The organism is Mesorhizobium sp. DCY119 (assembly GCF_003590645.1).
GTDB lineage: Bacteria > Pseudomonadota > Alphaproteobacteria > Rhizobiales > Rhizobiaceae > Mesorhizobium_M.
In genome coordinates this window covers 1577999-1601382 of record NZ_CP031834.1, presented here as the reverse complement: position 1 = coordinate 1601382, position 23384 = coordinate 1577999, and the positions used below count along the sequence as shown (strand labels likewise).

At 60.8% G+C, this 23384-nt stretch carries 27 protein-coding genes and 1 tRNA gene; 20 read left to right on the top strand and 8 right to left on the bottom strand.

Translation table 11 applies throughout. The features are described 5' to 3' along the window. Positions 1 to 102: 102 nt before the first annotated feature. The 3 genes from DZG07_RS07740 to DZG07_RS07730 all read left to right on the top strand — a co-directional run bounded on the left by DZG07_RS07740 (position 103) and on the right by DZG07_RS07730 (position 3463). Entirely contained in the window at positions 103 to 1887 is a 1785-nt protein-coding gene (locus DZG07_RS07740; RefSeq protein WP_162931573.1) for a hypothetical protein, read from the top strand. A 98-nt stretch (positions 1888 to 1985) separates the two neighbouring features. After that, positions 1986 to 2744: an alpha/beta fold hydrolase gene (locus DZG07_RS07735; RefSeq protein ID WP_119815672.1), complete on the top strand. Its 759-nt coding sequence runs from the start codon at positions 1986 to 1988 to the stop codon at positions 2742 to 2744. A 110-nt stretch (positions 2745 to 2854) separates the two neighbouring features. Next, a complete protein-coding gene (locus DZG07_RS07730; protein ID WP_119815669.1) occupies positions 2855 to 3463 on the top strand; it encodes a hypothetical protein in 609 nt (202 codons plus the stop codon). On the opposite strand, the gene DZG07_RS07725 is transcribed toward DZG07_RS07730, so the two are convergent. After that, positions 3464 to 4390 carry a metallophosphoesterase gene (locus tag DZG07_RS07725; protein ID WP_091918318.1) on the bottom strand — a complete coding sequence of 309 codons (927 nt, stop codon included), beginning with the start codon at positions 4388 to 4390 and terminating at the stop codon, positions 3464 to 3466. A 53-nt stretch (positions 4391 to 4443) separates the two neighbouring features. Here DZG07_RS07725 and DZG07_RS07720 point away from each other — a divergent pair, with 53 nt between their 5' ends. Then, entirely contained in the window at positions 4444 to 4944 is a 501-nt protein-coding gene (locus DZG07_RS07720) for an NUDIX domain-containing protein (RefSeq protein ID WP_091918317.1), read from the top strand. Here DZG07_RS07720 and DZG07_RS07715 read toward each other — a convergent pair whose 3' ends face one another. Continuing rightward, the gene (locus tag DZG07_RS07715) at positions 4945 to 5934 is read right to left on the bottom strand and encodes a glutathione S-transferase family protein (RefSeq protein ID WP_119815666.1); all 990 of its coding nucleotides are present in this window, start codon (positions 5932 to 5934) and stop codon (positions 4945 to 4947) included. It lies immediately after the preceding gene. Between the two features lie 268 nt (positions 5935 to 6202). On the opposite strand from DZG07_RS07715, the gene DZG07_RS07710 reads away from it, so the two are divergent. From DZG07_RS07710 to DZG07_RS07685, 6 genes are all read left to right on the top strand, one after another. After that, positions 6203 to 6748 carry an N-acetyltransferase gene (locus DZG07_RS07710; protein ID WP_119815663.1) on the top strand — a complete coding sequence of 182 codons (546 nt, stop codon included), beginning with the start codon at positions 6203 to 6205 and terminating at the stop codon, positions 6746 to 6748. A 126-nt stretch (positions 6749 to 6874) separates the two neighbouring features. Further along, positions 6875 to 7636 (top strand): 3-hydroxyacyl-CoA dehydrogenase, encoded by a 762-nt coding sequence (locus tag DZG07_RS07705; protein ID WP_119815660.1) that lies wholly within the window; start codon positions 6875 to 6877, stop codon positions 7634 to 7636. A gap of 12 nt (positions 7637 to 7648) precedes the next feature. Next, positions 7649 to 8797 carry a CaiB/BaiF CoA-transferase family protein gene (locus tag DZG07_RS07700; RefSeq protein WP_119815657.1) on the top strand — a complete coding sequence of 383 codons (1149 nt, stop codon included), beginning with the start codon at positions 7649 to 7651 and terminating at the stop codon, positions 8795 to 8797. Between the two features lie 35 nt (positions 8798 to 8832). Next, positions 8833 to 9603 (top strand): HugZ family protein, encoded by a 771-nt coding sequence (locus DZG07_RS07695; RefSeq protein ID WP_119815655.1) that lies wholly within the window; start codon positions 8833 to 8835, stop codon positions 9601 to 9603. 155 nt (positions 9604 to 9758) lie between these two features. After that, entirely contained in the window at positions 9759 to 10109 is a 351-nt protein-coding gene (locus DZG07_RS07690; protein WP_091918311.1) for a metalloregulator ArsR/SmtB family transcription factor, read from the top strand. Between the two features lie 151 nt (positions 10110 to 10260). Beyond that, a complete protein-coding gene (locus tag DZG07_RS07685) occupies positions 10261 to 11064 on the top strand; it encodes an RNA methyltransferase (RefSeq protein ID WP_119815651.1) in 804 nt (267 codons plus the stop codon). Positions 11065 to 11071: 7 nt separating this feature from the next. On the opposite strand, the gene DZG07_RS07680 is transcribed toward DZG07_RS07685, so the two are convergent. Beyond that, a complete protein-coding gene (locus DZG07_RS07680) occupies positions 11072 to 12226 on the bottom strand; it encodes a hypothetical protein (protein ID WP_119815648.1) in 1155 nt (384 codons plus the stop codon). A 92-nt stretch (positions 12227 to 12318) separates the two neighbouring features. Then, a complete protein-coding gene (locus DZG07_RS07675) occupies positions 12319 to 12855 on the bottom strand; it encodes an EipA family protein (protein WP_244538086.1) in 537 nt (178 codons plus the stop codon). A 372-nt stretch (positions 12856 to 13227) separates the two neighbouring features. Between DZG07_RS07675 and DZG07_RS07670 the strand changes: the two genes are divergently transcribed. Further along, the gene (locus DZG07_RS07670) at positions 13228 to 13857 is read left to right on the top strand and encodes a histidine phosphotransferase family protein (protein WP_091918307.1); all 630 of its coding nucleotides are present in this window, start codon (positions 13228 to 13230) and stop codon (positions 13855 to 13857) included. A gap of 208 nt (positions 13858 to 14065) precedes the next feature. Continuing rightward, complete coding sequence (locus DZG07_RS07665; protein ID WP_091918306.1) at positions 14066 to 14431, top strand: response regulator; 366 nt, start codon at positions 14066 to 14068, stop codon at positions 14429 to 14431. Positions 14432 to 14588: 157 nt separating this feature from the next. On the opposite strand, the gene ctrA is transcribed toward DZG07_RS07665, so the two are convergent. Beyond that, entirely contained in the window at positions 14589 to 15284 is a 696-nt protein-coding gene (ctrA, locus tag DZG07_RS07660) for a cell cycle two-component system response regulator CtrA (RefSeq protein ID WP_091918305.1), read from the bottom strand. 452 nt (positions 15285 to 15736) lie between these two features. Here ctrA and DZG07_RS07655 point away from each other — a divergent pair, with 452 nt between their 5' ends. Both DZG07_RS07655 and bla read left to right on the top strand, forming a co-directional pair. Then, positions 15737 to 16114, top strand: a complete 378-nt coding sequence (locus tag DZG07_RS07655) for a flagellar export protein FliJ (RefSeq protein ID WP_091918304.1) — start codon at positions 15737 to 15739, stop codon at positions 16112 to 16114. A gap of 178 nt (positions 16115 to 16292) precedes the next feature. Continuing rightward, the gene (gene bla, locus DZG07_RS07650) at positions 16293 to 17174 is read left to right on the top strand and encodes a class A beta-lactamase (RefSeq protein WP_119821502.1); all 882 of its coding nucleotides are present in this window, start codon (positions 16293 to 16295) and stop codon (positions 17172 to 17174) included. A 31-nt stretch (positions 17175 to 17205) separates the two neighbouring features. Here bla and DZG07_RS07645 read toward each other — a convergent pair whose 3' ends face one another. Continuing rightward, complete coding sequence (locus DZG07_RS07645) at positions 17206 to 17610, bottom strand: helix-turn-helix domain-containing protein (RefSeq protein WP_162931572.1); 405 nt, start codon at positions 17608 to 17610, stop codon at positions 17206 to 17208. Between the two features lie 93 nt (positions 17611 to 17703). Here DZG07_RS07645 and DZG07_RS07640 point away from each other — a divergent pair, with 93 nt between their 5' ends. Then, positions 17704 to 18627, top strand: a complete 924-nt coding sequence (locus DZG07_RS07640; RefSeq protein ID WP_119815645.1) for an NADP-dependent oxidoreductase — start codon at positions 17704 to 17706, stop codon at positions 18625 to 18627. 67 nt (positions 18628 to 18694) lie between these two features. On the opposite strand, the gene DZG07_RS07635 is transcribed toward DZG07_RS07640, so the two are convergent. Continuing rightward, positions 18695 to 18970: a DUF1153 domain-containing protein gene (locus DZG07_RS07635; RefSeq protein WP_006203587.1), complete on the bottom strand. Its 276-nt coding sequence runs from the start codon at positions 18968 to 18970 to the stop codon at positions 18695 to 18697. Between the two features lie 275 nt (positions 18971 to 19245). Here DZG07_RS07635 and mnmA point away from each other — a divergent pair, with 275 nt between their 5' ends. Beyond that, positions 19246 to 20436 (top strand): tRNA 2-thiouridine(34) synthase MnmA, encoded by a 1191-nt coding sequence (gene mnmA / locus DZG07_RS07630; RefSeq protein ID WP_119821500.1) that lies wholly within the window; start codon positions 19246 to 19248, stop codon positions 20434 to 20436. Between the two features lie 13 nt (positions 20437 to 20449). Beyond that, positions 20450 to 20830 carry a YkvA family protein gene (locus tag DZG07_RS07625; protein ID WP_119815642.1) on the top strand — a complete coding sequence of 127 codons (381 nt, stop codon included), beginning with the start codon at positions 20450 to 20452 and terminating at the stop codon, positions 20828 to 20830. Between the two features lie 12 nt (positions 20831 to 20842). On the opposite strand, the gene DZG07_RS07620 is transcribed toward DZG07_RS07625, so the two are convergent. After that, the gene (locus DZG07_RS07620) at positions 20843 to 21796 is read right to left on the bottom strand and encodes a Gfo/Idh/MocA family oxidoreductase (RefSeq protein WP_091918300.1); all 954 of its coding nucleotides are present in this window, start codon (positions 21794 to 21796) and stop codon (positions 20843 to 20845) included. 237 nt (positions 21797 to 22033) lie between these two features. On the opposite strand from DZG07_RS07620, the gene DZG07_RS07615 reads away from it, so the two are divergent. The 3 genes from DZG07_RS07615 to DZG07_RS07605 all read left to right on the top strand — a co-directional run bounded on the left by DZG07_RS07615 (position 22034) and on the right by DZG07_RS07605 (position 23381). Then, positions 22034 to 22110: transfer RNA gene (locus tag DZG07_RS07615), tRNA-Met, on the top strand. 159 nt (positions 22111 to 22269) lie between these two features. Continuing rightward, positions 22270 to 22848, top strand: a complete 579-nt coding sequence (locus tag DZG07_RS07610; RefSeq protein ID WP_119815639.1) for a hypothetical protein — start codon at positions 22270 to 22272, stop codon at positions 22846 to 22848. A gap of 158 nt (positions 22849 to 23006) precedes the next feature. Then, positions 23007 to 23381 (top strand): hypothetical protein, encoded by a 375-nt coding sequence (locus DZG07_RS07605; protein WP_119815636.1) that lies wholly within the window; start codon positions 23007 to 23009, stop codon positions 23379 to 23381. The last annotated feature ends 3 nt before the right edge of the window (positions 23382 to 23384 follow it).

Sequence of the window (23384 nt, the reverse complement as noted above, 5' to 3'; positions counted from 1 at the left end):
GGGCAAGGTGCGCGCCAGACAAATTCTGCGTACTTGTGAGTTGGCGCAAGCACGCTATGATTGAGTTCCATAACGGCGCCGCTCTCGAAAAAGGTCCGACGCTTGCCACAGAATAAGCCTGCTGCCCCCGCAGTGCTCGAAACGCTGGAAAAGCTGCTCGCCAGCGAAACCTTCGGACGTTCGGAGCGTGCCCGCAAACTGCTGCGTTACCTGGTCGAACAGGAGCAAGCCGGTCGTGCTGACCGGCTCAAGGGTTTCGCCATTGCGGTCGACGTCTTCGGCAGGGATGCCGGCTTCGATTCATCGGCTGACGCCGTAGTCCGGGTGCAGGCCGGGCGCCTGAGAGAACTTCTGGGACAGTATTTCGCCACCGAAGGCGCGTCCGACCTCATCCGCATCACCATTCCGCGCGGCAGCTACGTTCCCGCCTACGAAATCGCGTTTGACGCGACCGTAAAGCCTGCTCCGAAAATCCCAACCCTCGACGAACCGATCGTCCTTGCGCAACCGCAAATCCAGGCCGATACACCACCGGCAGATGCCGGCCAGCCGCCGGCTTTCATCGCTGCTGCCCAGCCTTTGCCTCCAGCGTCCCAGGTCATGCGGCACCTCTGGTTCTTTTGGGGAGCCATGGCCGTCATCATCGCCATGCTCGGTTTCCTTGTGTTTCGCATAACGGAGCCGGCAACGCTGGACGACGTTGCGACGCTGGCGGGCACCTCTTTCACCGAAACCGGCAGCATCACAAAATCGTCCACAATCGAGGCACTGCCGCCCGTCTACATCACCAACGCGTCGGAAGATGCCGACGCGACGCGGGTCGCGACAGTCCTGCGGGCCGGCCTTTCCGGCTTCGACACCGTCGACTTCATCGCCAAGGATGTTCCGGCCGGCGCAAGTCCCGTCAATCCCAACCAGTTCGTCTTCAACGTATCGCCGGGCACATCGGCTGGAACAGTGGCGGTCGAGCTGCAGCACAGCGGCAGCGGAAAAATTCTCGTCAGCCGCACGCTTTCGCCAGCCGACCTCGATCCGAAGGTGCTTGATGACCGCATCGCCGACATTTTGAGCGCGACCATACCTGTCTCCGGGGCGATCTACGGCTTCATCGACCAGAACGATACCGATACCGGGCTCACGCGCTGCCTGCTACTCAACGACAATTACTATCTCGACCAGACCCCACAGAAACACGAGGAAGCCTATCGCTGTTTCGAGCAACTGCTGGCAGAAAATGCCAAATCGCCGTTGATATACAGTGAACTGGCCTCACTTCATCTGGAAGCAGTCACCGACCACCACCCCTACCCGCCCGGTGCAACTGCCGAGCAGGCGCTGGCGCTGGCGCATCGTGGCGTGCTGACCGGCCCGACCAGCCCCTATACGCATCGCTCCTACGGCTTCCTGAACTCGCGCGTCGGCGATCCGACCGAAGCCATCCGCTTCATGCGCAAGGCCTATGAGCTCAACACCTATGATCTCTCGATGGCGGCCGCCTATGGCTATGCGCTGATCTTCTCGGGCAACTACACCGACGGCGCGCCCATCATGGAGCACGCCGTCGAAGCTTCGAGCGCCCATCCGATGTGGTGGGATTATGGGCTCTTCCTGGCCAAGCTCATGACCGGCGATATGGAACGGGCGGCACGCGCCACCGAATCTTTGGCGGCAACGAAGAAATCGCATTACCTGGCTGCTCGGCTGATTGCCTTCAATGTCTCAGGCAAAACCGATCAGGCCAAGGCTATAGCAACCGAGCTCGTCAACGACTTCCCGAAGTTCGCGGCCGATCCACGCCCAACGTTCGAGAAGGCCAACTATCCCGCCGACCTGACGGAAAAGCTGGTGAATGCGTTGCGCGCAGCGGGGCTCGGCGGGTCAAGCTGACCGGTTCTCACAGTGAAGCCGCATCCGGGTCGTCCACGGTTATTTTTCCCGGCAGCAAGTGCTGCCAAAAGACAGTCCTGCCGGAGAAATCACTTCAGATGACCCAACCGCTTTTTGCCGCCGAGACTGGCACAGGCTCTCGCGTTGTCGTGCTTATCCATGGCTTCGGCGGCTTTCATGGCATTTGGGACCGGGTTGCCATCGAACTTGCTTCGGAAAATCGCGTCATAGCCTATGACCTGCCCGGCCATGGTAGCTCACTTGGCTGGCCCGACGCAGGCCCGGCAAAGATCGCCGTACGCGCAATCCTTGCTGATCTCGCCGCGCGTGGCGTCGAAAAAGCTCATCTCGTCGGCCATTCGATGGGCGGCGCCATTGCGGCACTGGTAGCCCTTTCCGACCCTGCCCGCGTTGCATCGCTGACCTTGCTCGCACCGGGCGGCTTCGGAGAAGAAATCGCCGGACCCTTGCTGCGCCGCTTTGCGGCGGCAAGATCGCAGGCCGAGATTCGAGACTGCCTCGATGCGATGTCGGGACCGAAATTTCACCCCGCAGACGATTCCGTCGAGGCGCTGGAGACGGTGCGCAGCATCGACGGCCAGCGTGAAAAACTGATCGAAATCGCCGCCGCCATTACCGAGAATGACCGGCAGGGCGTCATCCCACGCGAAATGCTGGCGAAGCTGACCATGCCGGTCGCCGTCGTCTGGGGAACCGAGGATTCGGTCTTGCCCTTCTCGCAGACCGAAGGTTTGCCATCGGCCTTCAGGCTTTATCCCCTGCAAGGTGTCGGCCACATGCTGCCTGAGGAAGCATCCGAAACGGTGCTGGACATCATCCGCCGCACCATGGGCTGAGCCGGTCGCGGACGGTCGAACCTGCCGAATTTGGCGTTGGAACAGATGCAATGCCACATTCGCTATGTTAAGAGTTCGTTAACGTAGCCGCGGGTTTGGAGCCACTGCCCATGAGCGATGCAGGGGAAAACGTCACGCCGATCGACCAGACGCACCGGCTCGCCGACGTCATTCGCGACGTCAAGAATGCCGCCGCCGACCGCGAAGACGTGGTGGTGGAACTGCGCGAGGCAAGCCGTATGCGGCTCGATCTGCTGGCGCAGGAGCTGGCTCCCGTCTTTGCCGATGTGCCTGCCGATATCGACCTGTTCGACTTCGCCGTCTCCTCCGGCCTGCAGCCCCGGCTGTGGATCGACGCCGTCAGCCATGTCGGGCTCGGACGCGACCGCCGCACCTATCGTTTCCTGCATGACACGCGCATCGGCCGCGTCGTGCTTGCCGAATCCACCAGCATCAAGCCGGTCGCCGATCAGGTGACACGCTACATCGCCGAACGCATCGTCGAGCGCCAGCGCCTGATGGATGCCGGCCCAGCGCAGAGTTTCGCCCGAAGCGCGGAGGTTGCCGAAGCGGCTCCCGCCCTTCGCACCTCAGGCTCCGACGGCTGGAAGACATTCTTTTCAGGGCTTGGCATCATCACCGCCGGTGCGCTGGTCGGCGTTGCGGTTGCCGCCATCCTGTTCTGGGAACGCCTCTCCGCGATCAAGATTTCGTTCTGATCAGCGCCCAACCGTTTCATGCGCACTGGTCAGGTCCAGCGCCATGATTTCGGACGGAGGCATCGCCGTTCCGGTCAAGCCATGGCGGCTGAGGCGAATGTCCCACGCCCCCGCCTCGCCGGAAATATCGATGAGATTGTACTGGGCGGCGGGCTTGTGGCCGCCCGGTGCCTGGCCGGCCGCGGCAACGCCCACTACCGGCACCCGTGCCGATCCGCGCTTGCCGATCCAGTAGAGCGACGGTTCATGCGAATGTCCGTGCAGCACCAGTTCCGCGCCATGGCGGGCGACGATCTTCTGGAAGCGTCTTATGCCGAACAGACGCTTGTGCTGGGCAACAGCGCTTCGCACGGGCGGATGATGGATCATTACGACGCGGCACAGCCCGCGCTTGCCGGCATCGTCAAGCATGCTGCCAAGCCTGTGAGCCTGTTCCTCGCGGAAAAAACCATTGGCCATGAAGGGCGCAGTGGCCCGCGCCGACGAAACGCCGATCAGGGCGACCTGACCACGCACGCGCAAATAGGGGAAACCATGACGGTCGACCGGCGCGTTCTGCCCGTCGCCAGCCATCCAGGGCCCCCAGGCGCGGCAGATCTTGTCGAAGGCGCCGGGCACATAGGCGTCGTGGTTTCCCGGCACCACCGAAACATCCTCCGGCTTGCCGACCATCTCAAGCCAGAGCTTCGCCAGTTCGATCTCGCCGTCCAGCGCCAGATTGACGAGGTCGCCCGTCACCGCCAGATGGTCCGGGTTCTTGGCCTTCAGGTCGGACACGATCGCATCGATCACGCCGTCATGCAGGTAGCGGCGGCGGTTCCGTTGCCAATTGACATAACCGACCGCCCGCTTGGAGGCGAGTTCGCGATAGGTTACAGCGGGTAGAGGTCCCAGATGGATATCGGAAATATGTGCAAGCCTGAACATGAACCCCTTTTAGGATACGAGCTTGCAGCTTTCCAGCAGCCGGTTGCCGCAGGATGACAATCAGCGAGCGCGAAGCCCAACAGGGCAAGAGCCTATGGGCGCGGCTGCGCTCCAACATCTTTCATTTCTATTTTCTGCTGCGCCGCCCGATGACGCTGGGCGTGCGCGGACTGGTCTACGACCGCGAGGAAAATGCCGTCTTTCTGATTCGCCACACCTATGTTCCGGGCTGGCAGTTACCGGGCGGTGGCGTCGAAACAAGCGAGATCATGGCCGATGCCCTGGCGCGCGAACTGGTCGAGGAAGGCAACATCGAAATCACAGCGCCTGCCGTGCTGAAATCCCTGCACTTCAACCGCCAGGCCAGCCGGCGCGACCATGTTGCCCTGTATCTGATCGAAAGTTATCGGCAGACAGCGCCGAAGCGGCGCGATCACGAGATTGCCGAGGCCGGCTTCTTCAAACGCGACGCCCTGCCCCCGGAGACGACCCCGGCAACGCTGCGCCGCATTGCCGAGGTTCTGGATGGAGCGGAAGTGTCGCCCTACTGGTGATCAGGCAGCCTTCTTGAACCGGTCGCGGTCATGCGCCGCGAAATGATCGATCTCCGGCCCGAGGGGGATTATGCCCGTCGGATTGATCGTGGCATGGCTGCCGTAGTAGTGCGCCTTGATGTGCCGCATGTTGACGGTTTGCGCCACGCCCGGCACCTGAAAGAGGTCGCGCAGGTAGTTCGACAGGTTCGGATAGTCGGCAATCCGCCTCAGATTGCATTTGAAGTGTCCGACATAGACCGCATCGAAGCGCACCAGCGTCGTGAACAGCCGCCAGTCGGCCTCGGTCAGCCGCTCGCCGACCAGATAGCGCTGGCGTGACAAGCGGTCCTCCAGCGTGTCGAGCGCACCGAAAAGCTCCTTGAATGCCTCTTCATAGGCCTCCTGCGTCGTCGCGAAGCCGGCCCGGTAGACGCCATTGTTGATCGCCGGATAGACGAGATCGTTGATGGTATCGATCTTACCGCGCAGCGCCTGCGGGTAGAGGTCGACCGAGGCGTCACCCCATTCGTCGAAGGCCGAGTTCAGCATGCGGATGATTTCGGAAGACTCGTTCGAGACGATCGTCTGCTCCTTTTTGTCCCAGAGAACCGGCACGGTAACGCGCCCCGAATAGGCGGGGTCGGCCTTGGTGTAGATCTGATGCAGGAAGTCGAGGCCATAGAGCGTGTCGCCGGTGGCACCATCATCAGTCAGGAACGTCCAGCCGTTTTCACCCATGAAATGGTGGACGACCGAGACGGAGATGATGTTGTCGAGCTTCTTCAGCGCCCGGAATATCAGCGTGCGATGGGCCCAAGGGCAGGCGAGCGAGACGTAGAGATGATAGCGACCAGGCTCGGCCTTGAAGCCGCGTGTCCGGCCCGGCGCAGGCTTGCCGTCGACCGTGATCCAGTCGCGCCACCCCGATTGCTGGCGCACGAAGCGTCCGCCGGAATCCTTGGTATCGTACCAGCGATCCACCCATTTTCCATCGACCAGCAGTCCCATGGCAATGCTCCTTTGTTGGCCACAATGTAGGGACCCTGGCGGCAGGCAGAAACCCTTGTTGCCTGAACAGTTCGTCAACGCGATCGTTTCATTGAAGAATTCCGGTGGACGAGGTCGAAATTTGATGGTAGCGGGTCACCTCAATGGCAACACACTTTGCACATATTCGGTTCGACCGACGACGAATGGGCGCCCGCGCTTAAACAAGCGCTGTTTCCCGACCGCTGCCATGCGCTGCGGATAGTCTCCTCGACCGGATGCAAAGACCATGACTCTTGCCGTGACCTACCTGCCGGAACTGCCGGCACATGATTCCGAAATCGACGCGATCAATGAAGAGGCGTTTGGCCCGGGCCGCTTTGCGCGCGCCGCCTACAAGATCCGCGAAGGTGGCCCCCACGAACGCAAAATGTCCTTCGTCGCGACCTATGACGGCGCGGTGATCGCCTCGGTACGGATGACCTGGATTGCCGCCGGCGAAGGCCGCGCCTTGCTGCTCGGACCGCTTGCTGTGCGCCCCGCCTTCAAGAACATGGGCATCGGCCGCAAGCTCGTGGCGATGGCGGTGGACGCGGCGAAGAAAGCCGGTGCGCCCTCCGTCGTTCTGGTCGGCGACGAGCCTTATTACGGCCCGCTTGGCTTCAAGCGCATCCCGCGCGGGCAGATATCGATGCCGCGCCCCGTCGACCTCGACCGGATTCTCGCAGTCGAAATCCAGCCCGGCGCTGTCGCGACGCTGACGGGCGAGGTTTGCCACGCCGACCTGGCCGGGCTCCAAATCGATTGCGTGGCCGAGCAAGCCTCCGTAGCATGACGCTCACATCCCGATTCCGGAGGGGTTGAAATCCTCCGGAACGGTTTGTCGTTGACACAAACGGCCCGAAGCATACCCGCTTCGGGCTGAAATTTATTTGCTTTGAACCCAGGAGGAAATTCGCCCATGAACCCCAACGGCCAGATAGCACTTGTCACAGGCGGCAGTTCCGGTCTGGGCGAAGCCACGGCGCGCGCGCTTGCAGCGCGCGGCGCAAAGGTCGGGGTTCTGGATATCAGCGTCGAGCGTGCGCAAAGGGTTGCGGGCGACATCGGCGGATACGCGGCCGAATGCGATGTCAGCAGCGCCGAAAGCGCCGAGGCCGCCATTGCCGAGATCGCCGCGAAACTGGGCGAACCACGCATTCTGGTGAACTGCGCCGGCATCGCCATCGGCATGAAGACGGTCGGCAAGGACGGCCCTCACCCGCTCGACCTCTACCGCAAGGTGATCGAGGTCAATCTGATCGGCACCTTCAACATGATCCGCCTGTTCGCCGACCGCGCGGCCAGGCTCGATGCACTGGAAGGCGGCGAGCGCGGCGTCATCATCAGCACCGCTTCCGTCGCCGCCTATGACGGGCAGATGGGACAGGCCGCATATTCCTCGTCCAAGAGCGGCATTGTCGGCATGACCCTGCCGGTGGCGCGCGACCTCGCCCGCTCCGGCATCCGCGTGATGACGATCGCGCCCGGCATCTTCAAGACGCCGATGATGGCCGGCATGCCGCAGGAGGTACAGGATTCTCTGGGTGCTGCCGTGCCATTCCCCTCGCGCCTTGGCGAGCCATCGGAATATGCCGCCCTTGCGCTTCACATTGTCGAAAACCAGATGCTCAACGGCGAAACGATCCGCCTCGACGGCGCGATCCGCATGGCGCCGAAATAGAGCCGACAATCCATGACCGCGAAGCCGGGACCGCTTTCAGGCCTGACCGTCGTCGAGATGGCCGGGCTTGGCCCGGTACCGCTGGCCGGCCTAATTCTGTCGGAGATGGGAGCGGACGTCATCCGCATCGAGCGCGTGCGGACGGACCGGGCATTCCTGTCGCTGCCGCCCAAATATGATCTCGACCGGCATGGCCGCGAAATCCTGCGCGTCGATCTCAAGCAGGCGCAAGGCGTCGAACTGGTGCTGCGCTTGGTCGAAAAGGCCGACGCGCTGATCGAGGGTTTCCGCCCCGGCGTCATGGAAAAGCTGGGTCTAGGCCCCGAGATCGCCTGTGCCCGCAATCCCGGTCTGATCTATGGCCGCATGACCGGCTTCGGCCAGACGGGACCCATGGCCCAGCGCGCAGGCCACGACCTCACCTATCTCGCTTATACCGGCATACTCCATGCCATCGGACAGAAGGGCGGCAGGCCGGTGCCGCCGCTCAATCTCGTCGCCGACTATGGCGGCGGGACGATGCTCTTGATCACGGGCATGCTGGCGGCGCTGTTCGAACGCTTCAAGTCCGGCAAGGGTCAAGTGATAGACGCTGCCATGATCGATGGCGCATCCATGCTGGCGACGCCCTTCTTCGGCTTCATGGCCGCCGGGCTGTGGCAGGATCGCCGTGGCGAGAATCTGCTCGACTCGGGCGCGCCCTTCTACGACACCTACGAAACCGCCGACGGGAAGCACATCGCCGTGGCCTGTCTCGAGCCGCAGTTCTTCGCCGAGTTCTGCAGGCTCCTGCCGCTCAACCAGCGTTTCGCTGAAGCGCAATATGACAAGTCGCTTTGGGATGAGATGCGTGAAGCGATCGCAGATCGCGTGCGGATGAAAAGCCGCGATGAATGGAGCGCCTTGTTCGAAGACACGGATGCTTGCGTGGCGCCTGTCCTGTCGCTCAAGGAAGCGCCGAACCATCCGCACAACCGCGCGCGTCAAGCGTATGTCGAGGCTGGCGCATTGCTGCGGTCATCCCCGGCACCGCGTTTTTCGCGCAGCGGCACGCAGGCCGCGATGCCCATCGACAGCACGTCCGCGACGATCCTCTCCCGGTTCGGTATTTCCGGGACCGAGATCGAAACGCTTGCCAAGGAGGGCATTGTCGGCAAATAAGTGGATATTGTTAGTCATGATTTTGTGAGGATGGGGTGGAGACGAAAAAAGATGTCATTCGCGAGACCGATGCCGAGGCGATCCTTCTCGCCAAGACGCTGATCCGCACAGCGCGACATGGCGCCATCGCCACCCTCGACCCCGAAACCGGTGCGCCGCTCGCAAGCCGGGTCGGCACCGCAACCGACGCCGATGGAACACCGCTGATCCTCGTTTCGCTGCTTGCCGCCCACACCCGTGCGCTTCTCGCCGATCCGCGCTGCTCGCTGCTGCTCGGCCAGGCTGGCAAGGGAGACCCGCTCGCCCACCCGCGAATTTCGCTTTACTGCCGGGCAAGGAAACTGGAGCGGGACACACCCGACTATGCGCGGGCGCGACGCCGCTATCTGAACCGCAATCCCAAGGCAGAACTCTACGTCGGGTTGGGTGATTTCTCGTTTTTCCGGCTCGAGATCGACGGCGCCAGCCTCAACGGAGGCTTCGGCAAGGCTTACAATCTGACATCGGCTGATCTGCTGACTGAAAGCCCTGCGCTTGAAGCGCTTTCCGAAAGCGAGCAGTCGGCGCTCGACCACATGAATTCCGACCATCTCGACGCGATCGCGGTCTATGCCCGCCACTACGCAAAGGCGGATGGCGACGGCTGGATCGTCACCGGCTTTGACGCCGATGGTATGGATATTGCCACAGGCGACCAAATTCGACGCATTTTCTTCCCGCGTAAGTTGACGGAAGCCGGCGAATTGAGAAAGATGCTTGTCGAAATGGCCAAGAGCGGACGTGAAGCAGATCACATACGGCGCTAGCTCGGGTCTTTAAATGAACAGCAGGGCCTCGAATTAGCAAAATTGCTTTTAGGCTTTGCTTTTTTAGAAATTGTCGGTCTCAGGTGAAACCGACGCGCGTTTCTCGACGTTATTGCCCCCATAACGTCGAGGGAAAAGTTTTCAGTGGGGGAAGTATGACCGCCAGTCCGCTTATCGATAATGCAGGAGCTGCAGCCACGCTGCTCAGCCTCTTGGGTAATGAGAAGCGCCTCGTCATCATCAGCCATCTTCTTGAAGGCGAAATGTCTGTCGGCGCGATCGCCGAGAAGGTTTCGCTCAGCCAGTCTGCGCTTTCTCAGCATCTGGCCAAATTGCGCAGCATCGACATCGTCGAGACGCGACGCGACCGGCAGATGATCTACTATTCGTGCAATTCCGCCGCGGTGCGGCAATTGATCGGCACACTCGATGGAATCTTCAACGGCGCAGATGAGGTCTACGAGAAATCCTACGCTCAGAGCCCGGCCCTCGCTCAGAAGTCTTGACCGGGAGCTGTTGGCGCTCTTTAAGAAGCCCATCACTGGATCGTAGCGCGTCCCTGCGGACCCGCAAGCGACGATCCAACACCTTGAATGAGCGTCGGAATATTTCGAAAGCTGGATTCCGCTTTGGTCCGATGCAGACCGACCGAGCCCGATGGACCCGATACGCATCGACGACCCCGCCGACCCTCGCGTCGCGCCTTACATGGACATTCGCGAACGCGATCTGGCCGGCCGCCAGGGTCGTTTTGTCGCCGAGGGCAAGGTCGTGCTCAACGTCCTGTTTTCAGCGCGGCGGTTCGAGGCAGAATCAGTTCTGCTGCTTGAAAACCGGCTCGCCGGCATGACTGAGACGCTGAAATCCGCTCCGGCCGAGGTGCCGGTCTACGTCGCCTCCGGCGACGTTCTGGACGGCATCGCCGGCTTTCACATGCATCGCGGCGTACTGGCGATAGGCCGCAAGCGGCCGCCCGAAACGATCGAGACGCTTCTGGAAGCCTTGCCGGAACGCGCATTGGTGGTGGTCCTGGTCGGCATCGCCAATCACGACAACATCGGCGCGATCTTCCGCAACGCCGCAGCCTTCGGCGCGGACGCCATCCTGCTCGATGAAACCTGCTGCGACCCGCTCTACCGCAAGGCGATAAGGGTTTCCGTCGGTGCAGCGCTCAAAGTGCCCTTCGCCGTCGCAAGCGAAACCAGTAGTCTTGTCGACACCCTTGGAAAACACGGCTTCGAGCAGATCGCCCTATCGCCTCAGGGCACGGTCGACTGCCGTGACATGGAACGGCCGCAACGGCTCGCTTTGTGGTTCGGCACCGAAGGCGAAGGCCTGCCGGAAGCACTGATGCGGCGACTGAAAACGGTGAAGATCGCCATGGCCGGCGGCTTCGACAGCCTGAACGTGGCGGCGGCTTCTGCAATCACCTTGCATCACTTCACCGACCATCGAGTTTAGGGATTATTCAGTCTGCGGACGTCGCCGTCTGCAGGGCCCGCACGCGATCGGCTAGGCTGATCTTTCGGCCTGCACCCTCACCTGTCTCGGCGGCCAGCGCCTTGGCAATCGGCGAATCGGGACCGTCCAGCTTCGCCGCCAGATTGACGACGTGGGCCGCCAGTTCGTTCATCTGCTCCCGCAGCCTGGCGTTTTCGTCAACTTCGCCGGGACCATTCGGCAAAGCGGGAACGGAATTTTCCGTCTTCAGCCGTTTGTTCTCGCGCGCCAGCGTGGTCAGCCGTTCTTCCAGCCGCTCGCGGTCGGCAGACAATTTTGCCAGTCGTCTATCGATATCGGCATCCGCTTCCACAGAGGCCAAGGCCGATGCTTGCGAGGACGCACCTACGGAAACATTGCCCTTCGACGCATCCCGGAGCCGCGCCAGTTCCCGCTCACGTCGCTCCAGCCTGTCGTCGCGGTCGGCAAGCGTGGCGGTCAGCGTCTCAACCTTCCTGGCAAGGTCGCTCGCCCGCTTCTTTTCTGCCGTCAGTGCTTCACGCGCTGTTCTGGTCTCAAGAGCCATGGCCTTGCCCTGAAGGTCGGCTTCCTTGCGCTGGGCCTTGAGCTTCGACAGCTCGCTGGTGAGCCTTTCAAGCTCGCTTTCCCGCGCCACCAGTTCGATCTGACGGCTGCTGGAAGAAAAACTCGCCTCGTCATACATGCGGCCGAGCTTTTCCAGTTCCTCGGCACTCATCGTGCTGGAGCCTTCAATCTCGGCAAGCCTTTCGCCGAGGCGCTTCAATTCCTCGTCGCGCTTGGTGAGATCGGCAGTCAAGGCACCCACCCTCACCGCCAGCGCATCATGCGCCTTGAGCTTCGCGTCACGCTCGGCGGCAAGCTTTTTGACCTGTTCCTGAGCGCGGCCGACATCGACGAGCTGCGAAGCATTCTTAGCCTGAAGGCTTTCGGCCTTCATTTCCAGCCGGCGAATCGACATCGCCGCTTCGGCGCGGATGCGATCCTTCTCAGCCTGGATTTCGCTTGGCGTCAGCGGCATCGAGCCTTCGATGCGCTTGCGCGTCAGGTTCACAGCCCGCCGCCAGGCAACCGGTGTGATCAACACGGCAATGAAGCCGGCACACAGGAAGCCAAGCACAAAGAACAGGATGGACTGGATCACGTTACACTATCCGTTGCCGGGTGGGCTCCGCCCGCCCTTGGCCTATCTGCCACAGGCAGGTGTTGGGGGCAACGCAATGGTGGTCCGTATGCTTAAAACGGGTTCCACGTCGCCCGCTGGGTCAGCTTCAGATATCCCATATTGATGCCAAGCCGGGCACCGACACCGGTTCGCACCGGCACCAGCAGCATATTGCCGTTCTTCATGACGTTGAAGCCGACGCCTGCAACCACATAGGCAGAGCCCGCAACACCGCCGAAGCGGTTGTAAAGGTTCGAAACGTCGTCGAGATTGTACACCAGCATCATGGTGCGCGAACCTTCGCCGCCGAAATCCCAGCCTAGCGACGGACCCTGCCAGAACACTTTATGGTCGCCGGCATTCTTCGTGTAGAGCGAGCCCTCGCCATAGGTGAGACCGCCGATCAGCGCACCAGAGCCTTCCTCGCCGAGGATATAACCGTTCGGCAGGCCATAGGACGAGAATATCTTCTCGATCACGGTCGCCAGCCCACCGGATGTGGCGCCGAAGAAGCGGTGGCCGGAATCCACGATTTCCTGAGCGGAATATTCCTGAGCCCGCAAGGCCGATGAAGAAAAAGCCACGATGCTCGAAACGGCGAACATCATTGCGATCAGCCGGAACAAATTCCGGTTGTATAGTCGGGAAAACATGCTTCCAATCTCCGTCCGGGAGCACACTCGCCGACGCCTACTGCCTGTCGCGGCTCTTTGCTGGCCGCTTTCAGGGTCACTCACCCGCAAATTATGCCGTAATCCTTTTTCAACCATTAAGCTTTCACATGAAGATGGCGGTTCGAAGGCTGGCGACAGCCTTGTGGCCGTGCAAACGCTGATTTTAAAGACGAAAATGCTGGAACTTTTCGCTGGCCGCACGATGCCTGTATGATCGCGGCCTGAGAGCCAGGCGTGATTCGTTCGGGCTGGCGCGGTAGAACTGCTTCGCACTGATTCGTTAATTGATGTTAGGGATACCGTTCAATGTCCGATCTCTTCGCGCTGTCCGCACCAGATCTCGCTGCCCTTCTGTGCAGCCGCGTGTGCCACGACATCATTTCTCCCGTCGGAGCCATCAACAACGGGCTGGAACTGCTTGATGAAGGCGGCGCCGACGAAGACGCCATGAACCTCATTCGCGCCAGCGCCCGCAACGCCTCGGCGCGCCTGCAATTCGCCCGCATTGCATTTGGCGCGGCAGGCTCGGCCGGAATGCTGATCGACACCGGCGACGCGGAAGCCGTGGCGACCGCCTTCCTGAAGAACGAAAAGCCGGAACTGACCTGGACCGGACGACGCGCGCTTCTGCCGAAGAACAAGGTCAAGCTGCTGCTCAACCTGGTTCTGGTGGCCAACGCCGCAATCCCGCGCGGCGGCAAGATCGCCGTGACGCTCGACGATGTCGAAACCGAGCCGAAATTCACGCTCTCTGCGAGCGGGCCGATGCTGCGCGTGCCGCCGAAGTTCCTCGAGCTTCATTCCGGCCACCAGCCGGAAGAGGCAATCGACGCGCATGCTGTCCAGCCTTATTACACGCTGCTGCTGGCGCGCGAGGCAGGCATGACGATCTCCATCCATGCTACTTCGGACGAGATCGTCTTCACCGCCGCATAGTTCCGGCAAAGCAGGCTTCGCACTGCTCCATTTCGGGGATCGTGCGCTGAACGCGTATCCCCGAAACGCTTGGCCGTGGGGGCCAAGCCACTATTTTTACGAAAACTTTACCCAACGGATTTTCAGCTTTTTTACATCGCCGGGCTAACTTGCATCCGCACGATCCGGTCCTCTGGCTCGCGCGGGGGAAGCAAAGAGAGACGGTCTCATGAAACGCTGCATGTTCATCGACGACTCGAGCGTCATCAGGAAGGTCGCAAAGCGCATCCTGAGCGGCCACGACATGCTTGTGATCGAGGCCGCCACCGGTTCTCAAGCCATCGAGATGTGCGCCGCCGACATGCCCGACATCATCGTTGTCGACGGAGCGCTTCCCGATATGGCGAGCGCCGACGTGATCCGCCAAATTCGCGCCATAGACAGCCCGGTCAAGCCGAGGATCGCGATATGTCTGGTCGAATTCGACATAGGCGCGATCATGCGCGCCAAGCGCGCCGGGGCACAGGATTATCTCTTGAAACCCTTCAACCGGTCGCAACTGCTGTCGCGCTTCCGCGATCTGCGGGCAGCCTAGAACAATTCCAGGAAAAGTGTGCAGCGGTTTTCCGTCCGGAATTGTGTAAAAACAAACCGTTAGAGCGGTTCAACGTTTCTATCAAAAACTGAACCGCTCTAAGCCAAAACGAAAAAACCCGGCAAAAGCCGGGCCTTTTCAATCGCTTGCAGAAAACTCAGGCGCTTTCGCGGATTTCCTCGGGCTCGCGCAGCACATAGCCGCGGCCCCAGACCGTTTCGATGAAGTTCTGGCCACCGGATGCGGTGTCGAGCTTCTTGCGCAGCTTGCAGATGAAGACGTCGATGATCTTCAGCTCAGGCTCGTCCATGCCGCCATAGAGGTGGTTGAGGAACATTTCCTTGGTCAGCGTGGTGCCCTTGCGCAGCGAAAGCAGCTCTAGCATCTGGTATTCCTTGCCGGTCAGATGCACGCGCTGGCCGCCGACTTCGACGGTCTTGGCGTCGAGATTGACCACCAGGTCGCCGGTGAGGATGACCGACTGGGCGTGGCCCTTCGAACGGCGCACGATGGCGTGGATACGGGCGACGAGCTCGTCCTTGTGGAACGGCTTGGTCATATAGTCGTCGGCGCCGAAGCCGAGGCCGCGGACCTTGTCCTCAATGCCGGCCATGCCGGAGAGAATGAGGATCGGCGTCTTCACCTTGGAAAGCCGCAGCGTCCTCAGAACTTCATAGCCGGACATGTCCGGCAGGTTGAGGTCGAGGAGAATGATATCGTAGTCGTAGAGCTTGCCGAGATCGACGCCCTCTTCACCGAGATCCGTCGTATAGACGTTGAAACTCTCCGATTTCAGCATCAGTTCGATGCTTTGTGCTGTCGCACTATCGTCTTCAATCAGCAGAACGCGCATTTCATTCCCCTTTTCTGCCGCCGGACCGCATCGAGAGCCATCCGGTACCGGAGCAGTGATTGCCTAGGTCGCAGGCTGCCATCGAATGGTTAACAAATCCTAATTCCGCTTGGCAAGCAGTACCAGTTTTTTTAACCCTTGGATACACCCTCTTGAATCTAATGATGAATCCCAGATCCATTTCTTAACAGGCCGCATTAACAACCGGCCCTAAGTGATTCTTTCGACTCTTGTTGTGGTCGTTAGGCTTCGCAGCCAAATTTTTACCGCCCCTTAAGTCCTGACCCTTATGATTAACAATGCCCGTAAACGAATGGTTACCAGCGGCGAAAATTTTAGGGATTTGTTTCCCTTTTTGCCGGGAAGCCGGGGATGCGTGTGTTTGTCGGGCCTTTTCGGGCTGCAAGGGGGCGGTTTGATGGGAGAGTGTGCGTGAATTGGAGTATCGAATCATGAAATCACGTGAAAACCTGGTTCGGCTGAAGCAGTTTCAGGTGAATGAGAAACGCCGCCAGCTGCTGCAGCTCGACATGATGATTGCCGAATTCGATCGCATGGCCGGAGAACTGGAGTTCCAGATCAACGCCGAGGAAAAGAAGGCCGGCATTACCGATATCAATCATTTTGCCTACCCGACTTTCGCCAAGGCTGCCCGCCTGCGCCGCGACAACCTCAAAAATTCGCAATCCGACCTGCTTCAGCAGCGAGCCGCAGCCGAATCATTACTCGGCGAAGCTGAAGCGGAGCTTTCCAAGGCCGAAATGCTCGAATCACGCGACAGCAAGAGCCGCGAGATCGAAAGCGACAACCGCAGCGCCATGATCGGCTGAGACAGCCGATCCTAATCACGGCCGGCCGCCGGCACGCCCTGGACGCGAACAGCGTCCGGGCCGGCAAAAGAAATACGTTTTCCGTCACAATATCGCTGCCAGAGCGGCAACAAAGCGCCCGCATTCGATGGCGGATTGCTGCCCGGACGGGCGGCTTTTCGAATCGGGAGACGACTTCATGACAATTTCGCTGACACGGCGCTCGATACTGGCCGGCTCGCTTCTTGCTGCCCCTGCCCTGATGGTGGCGCGGACGGCATTGGCCGATGTAAAAGACGCCGCAGCGCAACTGCGTGCCCTTGAGAAGAAATATGGCGGCCGGCTTGGCGTCGCCATCCTCGACACGGCAAGTGGAACCAGGATCGAGCACCGCGCCGACGAGCGTTTTGCCCTGTGCAGCACCTTCAAGGTCCTGGCATCGGCAGCTGTTCTCGCCCGCGTCGACAAGGGCGAGGAAAAGCTCGACCGCCGCATCACGTATGAGAAGAAGGATCTCGTCACCTATTCGCCGGTGACCGAAAAACATGTCGGCAAGAAAGGCATGGCGCTCGCCGAGCTTTGCGAAGCGGCAATCACCCTCAGCGACAACACCGCCGGAAATCTTCTGCTTGCCAGTTTCGGCGGGCCGGCCGGGTTGACCGCCTATGCACGCACGCTTGGCGACGAAGTGACCCGCCTCGATCGCATCGAGACCGCGCTCAACGAAGCAAAGACCGGCGACCCGCGCGACACGACAACCCCGGCAGCAATGCTGGCAGACCTGCAGAAACTGGTGCTTGGCGATGGGCTGTCGCCGGCTTCGCGAGACCAGCTCAAGACATGGCTTCTGGCCAACAAGACCGGTGACAAGCGCCTGCGCGCTTATTTGCCCAAGGATTGGAAAGTCGGCGACAAGACCGGAACCGGCGACAATGGCTCGGCCAACGACGTCGGCATCCTGTGGCCGCCCAAGCACGGTCCGATCATCGTTTCGTCCTACTTCACCGAATCGTCAGCATCGACGGACGAGAAGAACATCGTTCACGCCGAGGTTGGCCGCATCGCAGCCACCCTCGTCTGACAGGCATCGCTCGGCAGCCTTGCGGGTAAGGCTACAAGGCTGCCGAAACACTCTCCGAATCAGACGACGCCTGCTTGCGCGCTTCGACGATCTCGGGAACGTGACGTTCCGACCAGGCTCTGATCTCGTTGAGCAGGCCTGCCAGATTGCGGCCAAGCTCAGTCAGTTCATATTCCACTCGTGGCGGGATTACCGGAAAAACCTCACGCTGCACCAGACCATCGCGCTCCAGCACGCGAAGCGTCTGCGTCAGCATCTTCGGCGTTATGCCCTCGACCTTGCGAGCCAACTCGCCATGACGGCGGCGGCCGAAGCTCAGCGCACCGACAACGAGATAAACCCATTTGCTCGACAGCATTTCGAGAACCGTATGCGACATGCATTCGCGGCGGAATGCGTCGTAGCCGAAGGGCTTGTCCGGATCATTGCTATACATAGGGTACCTATATATCCAAATTGTGCATACTAGACAACGGATAATTACTATCCAAATGATAGTGGTAAGGTTTTGCAAACAGGAGATTGCATCATGCGCGCTATCACCCAGAAGACTGCCGGCGGACCGGAAGTCCTTGAAATCGAAGACCGCCCCTCACCCGACCCCAGCCATGGCGAGGCAGTCGTCAAGGTCAAGGCGGCCGGCATCAATCCTGTCGATATCGCGGTGCGCGGCGGCTTCTACCCGCTGCTTGGCGAACCGCCCTTCACCATCGGCTGGGATGTTTCCGGCATTGTCGAAAAAGCGTCCGAAGGTGGCCGTTTCAAGGTCGGCGATGAAGTATTCGGCCTCTCGCGCTTTCCCGGGCAGGCAGCCGCCTATGCCGAGGAAGCCGCGATTTTGGAAGACGAGTTCGTCCGCAAGCCAAAGACGCTCGACCACATTCATGCAGCAGCCCTGCCTCTTGCCGGCCTGACGGCATGGCAAGGGCTGGTGGGCGCCGGCGACCTGAAGGAAGGGCAGCGCGTGCTGATCCATTCAGGCGCCGGCGGCGTCGGCCACCTCGCGGTGCAGATCGCCAAGGCGCGCGGCGCCTATGTCCTGGCGACCGCCAGCGCCGGAAAGATCGATTTTGTCCGGTCGCTCGGCGCCGACGAGGTGATCGACTACAAGGCTTCCGATTTCACGAAGGAAGCGCGTGACGTCGATATCGTGTTCGAGACCATCGGCGGAGACCATGCCGCGCAGTCGCTCAAGTCGCTGCGGAAGGGCGGCGTGCTCGTGTCCCTGCTCGATCCCGGCGAGAAGACGCGCGCCGAGGCGCCTGCGCTAGGCGTGCGCGTAGAACGCATCTCGGTTCGCCCTGACCGCGATGGACTCAATGAACTCGTCCGTCTCGTCGAAGCGGGCAAACTCACCGTCCACGTCGAAAAGACCTTCCCGCTCGAACAGGCAGGCAAGGCGCATGAATTCCTCGGCACCCGGCCAAAGGGCAAGGTGGTTCTGACGGCCTGATCGATACGCTCGACAAAGAAAACGGCCGGACCTTGCGGTTCGGCCGTTTCACTGGTGCTCTAGAAAATCAGTGTCGATATTGCTGGATGCGGGTGGTCCGCAGTCCGGCCAGGCCATATTCATCGATTGATGCCTGCCAGGACAGAAATTCCTCGGTTGTCAGTTTATAGCGCTGACATGCTTCCTCGAGGCTCAAAAGCCCCCCGCGAACGGCCGCAACAACTTCGGCCTTGCGGCGAATGACCCAGCGACGGGTATTCGTCGGAGGAAGATCGGCAATGGTAAGCGGGCTGCCGTCAGGCCCAATAACATATTTGACACGCGGTCTAACCAGATCGGTCATAGTACTCTCTACACAAAACTTAAAGACCCAATCACAACCACATTACCGCCACAGCTTTAAAAATTGCCTAAACCGATGGTAAGCCTTGAGTAATGTTCGTGAACCTTTTGTTAACCATGAAGCGGCCCACTGGTGTTGCTGTATGGTGCCAATGAAAGTGTTAAAAACCTCATCTCACGTGACACAAACGCCAACTGTGGCGCTTTGCGGCGGCTTGACCTATATTCCCGTCGTTGGCATGAAGCGCCCGAACAGCTGAAATGGACCATCCTTTTATGAACAGCCTGGACCTTCCCGGACGTCCTGAAGATACACGCGTCGTGGTTGCGATGTCGGGTGGCGTCGATTCGTCTGTCGTGGCCGGCATCCTGAAACGCGAAGGCTACGACGTCGTCGGCGTGACGCTCCAACTTTACGATCATGGCGCAGCCACCCACCGCGCCGGCTCATGCTGCGCCGGACAGGATATCGACGATGCCCGCCGCGTCTCCGAGACGCTCGGCATCCCGCACTATGTGCTGAATTACGAAGAGCGCTTCCGCAAGGCGGTCATCGATCCCTTCGCCGAGAGCTATGTCTCCGGCGAAACGCCGATCCCCTGCGTGTCGTGCAACCAGACGGTCAAGTTCGCCGACCTTCTCGAGACCGCGCGCGAACTCGGCGCCGACGCACTGGCGACGGGTCATTACATCCGCTCACGCGCCAATGGCGCACACCGCGCGCTCTACCGCCCGGTCGATGCCGACCGCGACCAGAGCTATTTCCTCTTTGCCACCACGCAGGAACAGATCGACTATCTGCGCTTTCCGCTCGGCGGCCTGTCGAAGCCCGAAGTGCGCGCCATCGCCGAGGATCTCGGGCTATCGGTTGCCACCAAGCAGGACAGCCAGGACATCTGCTTCGTGCCGCAGGGCAAGTATTCCGACATCATCGCCAAGCTGAAGCCGACCGCCGCCAATCCCGGCGACATCGTCCATATCGACGGGCGCGTGCTCGGCCGGCATGACGGCATCCTGCGCTACACCATCGGTCAGCGCCGCGGCATCGGCATCGCTTCGGGCGAACCGCTTTACGTCGTCCATCTCGACGCCGAGCGTGCTCGCGTCATCGTCGGCCCGCGCGAGGCGCTGGAGACGCACAAGATCTACCTGCGCAACATGAACTGGCTGGGCGATACGCCGCTGGGCGAGATCGGGCCGGAAGGCATCGAGCTTTTCGCGAAGGTGCGCTCTACCCGTCCGCCGCGTCCGGCCGTGCTTCACAACCGCGACGGCGCGATCTTCGTCGAACTCGGCGACGGCGAATCGGGTATCGCACCGGGCCAGGCCTGCGTGCTCTATGTCGACGACGGCAACGACGCCCGCGTGCTCGGCGGCGGCTTCATCGAACGCTCCGAGCGGGGTGCCGAGGCCGAAGCCATGCTGACGAAGCTCGCTGCGCGCTCGAACACGATCGCTGCGGAATAGACGCGAGGCCTCGATGTTTGCCACGCTCAAAGACTGGGCGAGGCGCATCAGGCGAGACATAATCGCTTTGTATCTGGTGGCGCGCGACCCGCGCACACCTTGGTATGTTAAGATTGCCGCCGCCTGCGTTGCAGCCTACGCCCTCAGCCCCATAGACCTCATTCCGGATTTCATCCCGGTTCTCGGCTATCTCGACGACCTTATCATCGTGCCAATCGGCATCTGGCTCGTCGTGCGTTTGACACCTGCCGATTTGATGAGCGAATTGCGTGCGAAAGCCGCGCAAATGGATGTTCGACCGAAAAGCCGCGCGGGAGCACTGTTCGTTGCAGCGATCTGGCTTGCCGCCGGCGCACTTGTCTTATGGTGGCTGTGGCCTGTACGAGCGGCCTGAGCCACCGGTCCGTCAACCGTGCGTGACGGTCCCGGCAGTCAGGATGCGAAGCACGGTGATTGCTTCCTCACCGCTGGTGCGCGGCTCTGCCCGCGTCTGGATGCACGACAGGAAGTGCTCCAGCTCGCGCGTCAGGGGCATGCCGCCTTCCACCGGAATGTAGGTCGGCTCGTTGGCCGTGAAGGCCCATTGGCCGCTGTCCTGCCAGACGGCATGGCGATAGACGGCAAGCTTGCGCTCCCACGGCTCGACATCGTCGAACACCGCCATTGCCCGCGTGCCGACCACCGTCAGCCGGCGCTCGCGATAAGGATTGAGCCGCGAAGTGAAGAGATGGCTGCGCAGCCCGTTGGGGAAGCGCATGTGCAGATGGGCAAAATCGCTCTGGTGATCCAGAAGGGCTGCACCCTCGCCACGTATTTCCGTCGGCGCCGAACCGGTGATCGCAAGGATCATCGACAGGTCATGCGGCGCCAAATCCCACAGCGCGTCGTTTTCGGTGTGGAACTTTCCAAGCCCGAGGCGGTGCGAGTGGATGTATTTCACCTCGCCCAGCTCACCATTGTCGATCAGCTCCTTGAGCTTCTCGAAGGCGGGATGGAAGCGCAGCACATGACCGGTCATGAAGATGCGCTTGTTGGCCTTTGCCGCCGCGACCGCACGCTCGGCATCGGGAACCGTCAGCGCGATCGGCTTTTCGACCAGCACGTCCTTGCCGTTTTCCACAGCCTTGATCGCCGCCTCGGCATGAAACTGTGGCGGCAGCGCCATGACGATCGCGTCGATATCCTTGCGGGTGAACAGGGCGTCGGGCTCGATCGCAAGGCAATCCTGCTCCGAGGCAAAGCCTTCGGCGCGCGCCTTGTTGGCGTCCGAAACCGCGTGGAGGACACCAAGGCCCTTTAGAGTGCGGATATGGTTCGCACCCCAATATCCGCATCCCAGAACTGCAATTCGCGGTTTCATCAAATTATGAACTCAATAAATAGGTGGCGGAGACATAACGGCGCGCCGTTTCGAACTCAACCCCGCCCGCTGAATCAAATGGAATGCCAGAAAGGATTTCTTTGCATCAATTCTTGAAGTCGCACCGGCTCTCGGCGCTTGACAGCCCTACCATCGCGACCTTATATCCGCCCGACCTTCGGCGAAGGCTTCGAAATGCCCGCGCAATTGCGGCAAATTTTCGGACTTTTGCTCCGTGGCGGGATAGCTCAGTTGGTTAGAGCACGGGAATCATAATCCTGGGGTCGGTGGTTCGAGTCCACTTCCCGCTACCAAATCTTCCAGACAGGCATTGATCAGCAGCCTTGCGGCGCAAGCGCGCAAGGATTTCTGGTTGCCCAATCAGCCTAAACTCCCTTTGCAGCGTCGAACTTGTCCGGCATAAAAGGCCTGGTCCTGATGGATCGTGGGCAACTCTGGGGACTTGGATTGGCATGACGACGAACAACAGCGCTGGAAGACGCGTTCTTGCGTGGGCGATTGTGGGCGCGGCGATGCTGGCTGCTCATTCGGCACGGGCCGATACGATAAGCGAGGTCGTCGGCGACTGGACAGCCAGCGTCGAGGACGTCAACACCGGCCAGGACCAGCGCAAGACCTGCACGGCAACCGCATCGGCCAAGGATCCCGACGACACCGCCTGGACGCTCAAGGTCAGCATCTCGGATGGTGACGTGCTGCCACCGGAAGCCTATCCCGCCGTCACGGTGAGCGCCGAGAAAGGCGATTTTCCTGAAGGCGAAGGCATTCCGGCCGTGTTCGATGTCGATGGCACCAAAGTGGAGGTGACCGTTCTCGGCGAAGTCACCGACACCGGTCATCAATGGGTCATGGAAAACGACACCGACACCAGCCAGGCCTTATTTGCGGCGATGAACGATGCCGATGCAGTTACCTTTGAACTGCAGGACTCGCCGGTCGCTTCCCTGCCCGTCGGCGGCTTCGACGACGTCTATCGCCAGTTGGGCGAATGGTGCGGCTTTCCCACCGACGACGTGGCGCCCGCCGAGTAAATTTCACGTGTACGAGCCCGGATGAGGTCGCGCCGCGTCTTCCTGGCCGCAACCCCTCCCCTATCTCTCCTCCTGTCCGGGACGAAACCGGACGCGAAAGGCGTTAGCGAGACAGGAAGCCAGTTTGGCTTTCGACCACGCCATTCAGGGAGAGAAACATGAAAACGATCATCGGACTAGCCGTGCTGTTCATCGGCACTGCGTCGGCAATGGCTGCCGAACCGGCAATGACCACCGACCATGGCGGCGCAAAGGTCTACACCGACATGAAGGGCATGACGCTCTACACATTCGACAAGGATGCCGCCGGCAAATCGAACTGCAACGCCGAATGCGCAATGAAATGGCCACCCTTCAAGGCCGAAGCCGATGCAAAGGCGGAAGGCGAATGGTCAGTCGTCGAGCGCGAGGACGGTTCGAAGATGTGGGCCTATGACGGCAAACCGCTCTATTATTTCGCCCAGGACAAGGCTGCCGGCGACATGAAGGGCGACGGCATGGGCGGCGCCTGGCATCTCGTCAAGGCAGACTGACGC

Coding starts and splice junctions, on each gene's coding strand:
- DZG07_RS07620 (WP_091918300.1), bottom strand. CDS start 21,796: ATGAAACCGCGAATTGCAGTTCTGGGATGCGGATATTGGGGTGCGAAC.
- DZG07_RS07640 (WP_119815645.1), top strand. CDS start 17,704: ATGCGCGCTATCACCCAGAAGACTGCCGGCGGACCGGAAGTCCTTGAA.
- DZG07_RS07730 (WP_119815669.1), top strand. CDS start 2,855: ATGAGCGATGCAGGGGAAAACGTCACGCCGATCGACCAGACGCACCGG.
- DZG07_RS07705 (WP_119815660.1), top strand. CDS start 6,875: ATGAACCCCAACGGCCAGATAGCACTTGTCACAGGCGGCAGTTCCGGT.
- DZG07_RS07610 (WP_119815639.1), top strand. CDS start 22,270: ATGACGACGAACAACAGCGCTGGAAGACGCGTTCTTGCGTGGGCGATT.
- DZG07_RS07675 (WP_244538086.1), bottom strand. CDS start 12,855: ATGATGTTCGCCGTTTCGAGCATCGTGGCTTTTTCTTCATCGGCCTTG.
- DZG07_RS07645 (WP_162931572.1), bottom strand. CDS start 17,610: ATGTATAGCAATGATCCGGACAAGCCCTTCGGCTACGACGCATTCCGC.
- bla (WP_119821502.1), top strand. CDS start 16,293: ATGACAATTTCGCTGACACGGCGCTCGATACTGGCCGGCTCGCTTCTT.
- DZG07_RS07715 (WP_119815666.1), bottom strand. CDS start 5,934: ATGGGACTGCTGGTCGATGGAAAATGGGTGGATCGCTGGTACGATACC.
- DZG07_RS07665 (WP_091918306.1), top strand. CDS start 14,066: ATGAAACGCTGCATGTTCATCGACGACTCGAGCGTCATCAGGAAGGTC.
- DZG07_RS07710 (WP_119815663.1), top strand. CDS start 6,203: ATGACTCTTGCCGTGACCTACCTGCCGGAACTGCCGGCACATGATTCC.
- DZG07_RS07635 (WP_006203587.1), bottom strand. CDS start 18,970: ATGACCGATCTGGTTAGACCGCGTGTCAAATATGTTATTGGGCCTGAC.
- ctrA (WP_091918305.1), bottom strand. CDS start 15,284: ATGCGCGTTCTGCTGATTGAAGACGATAGTGCGACAGCACAAAGCATC.
- DZG07_RS07690 (WP_091918311.1), top strand. CDS start 9,759: ATGACCGCCAGTCCGCTTATCGATAATGCAGGAGCTGCAGCCACGCTG.
- DZG07_RS07625 (WP_119815642.1), top strand. CDS start 20,450: ATGTTTGCCACGCTCAAAGACTGGGCGAGGCGCATCAGGCGAGACATA.
- DZG07_RS07670 (WP_091918307.1), top strand. CDS start 13,228: ATGTCCGATCTCTTCGCGCTGTCCGCACCAGATCTCGCTGCCCTTCTG.
- DZG07_RS07685 (WP_119815651.1), top strand. CDS start 10,261: ATGGACCCGATACGCATCGACGACCCCGCCGACCCTCGCGTCGCGCCT.
- DZG07_RS07735 (WP_119815672.1), top strand. CDS start 1,986: ATGACCCAACCGCTTTTTGCCGCCGAGACTGGCACAGGCTCTCGCGTT.
- DZG07_RS07720 (WP_091918317.1), top strand. CDS start 4,444: ATGACAATCAGCGAGCGCGAAGCCCAACAGGGCAAGAGCCTATGGGCG.
- DZG07_RS07605 (WP_119815636.1), top strand. CDS start 23,007: ATGAAAACGATCATCGGACTAGCCGTGCTGTTCATCGGCACTGCGTCG.
- mnmA (WP_119821500.1), top strand. CDS start 19,246: ATGAACAGCCTGGACCTTCCCGGACGTCCTGAAGATACACGCGTCGTG.
- DZG07_RS07725 (WP_091918318.1), bottom strand. CDS start 4,390: ATGTTCAGGCTTGCACATATTTCCGATATCCATCTGGGACCTCTACCC.
- DZG07_RS07655 (WP_091918304.1), top strand. CDS start 15,737: ATGAAATCACGTGAAAACCTGGTTCGGCTGAAGCAGTTTCAGGTGAAT.
- DZG07_RS07700 (WP_119815657.1), top strand. CDS start 7,649: ATGACCGCGAAGCCGGGACCGCTTTCAGGCCTGACCGTCGTCGAGATG.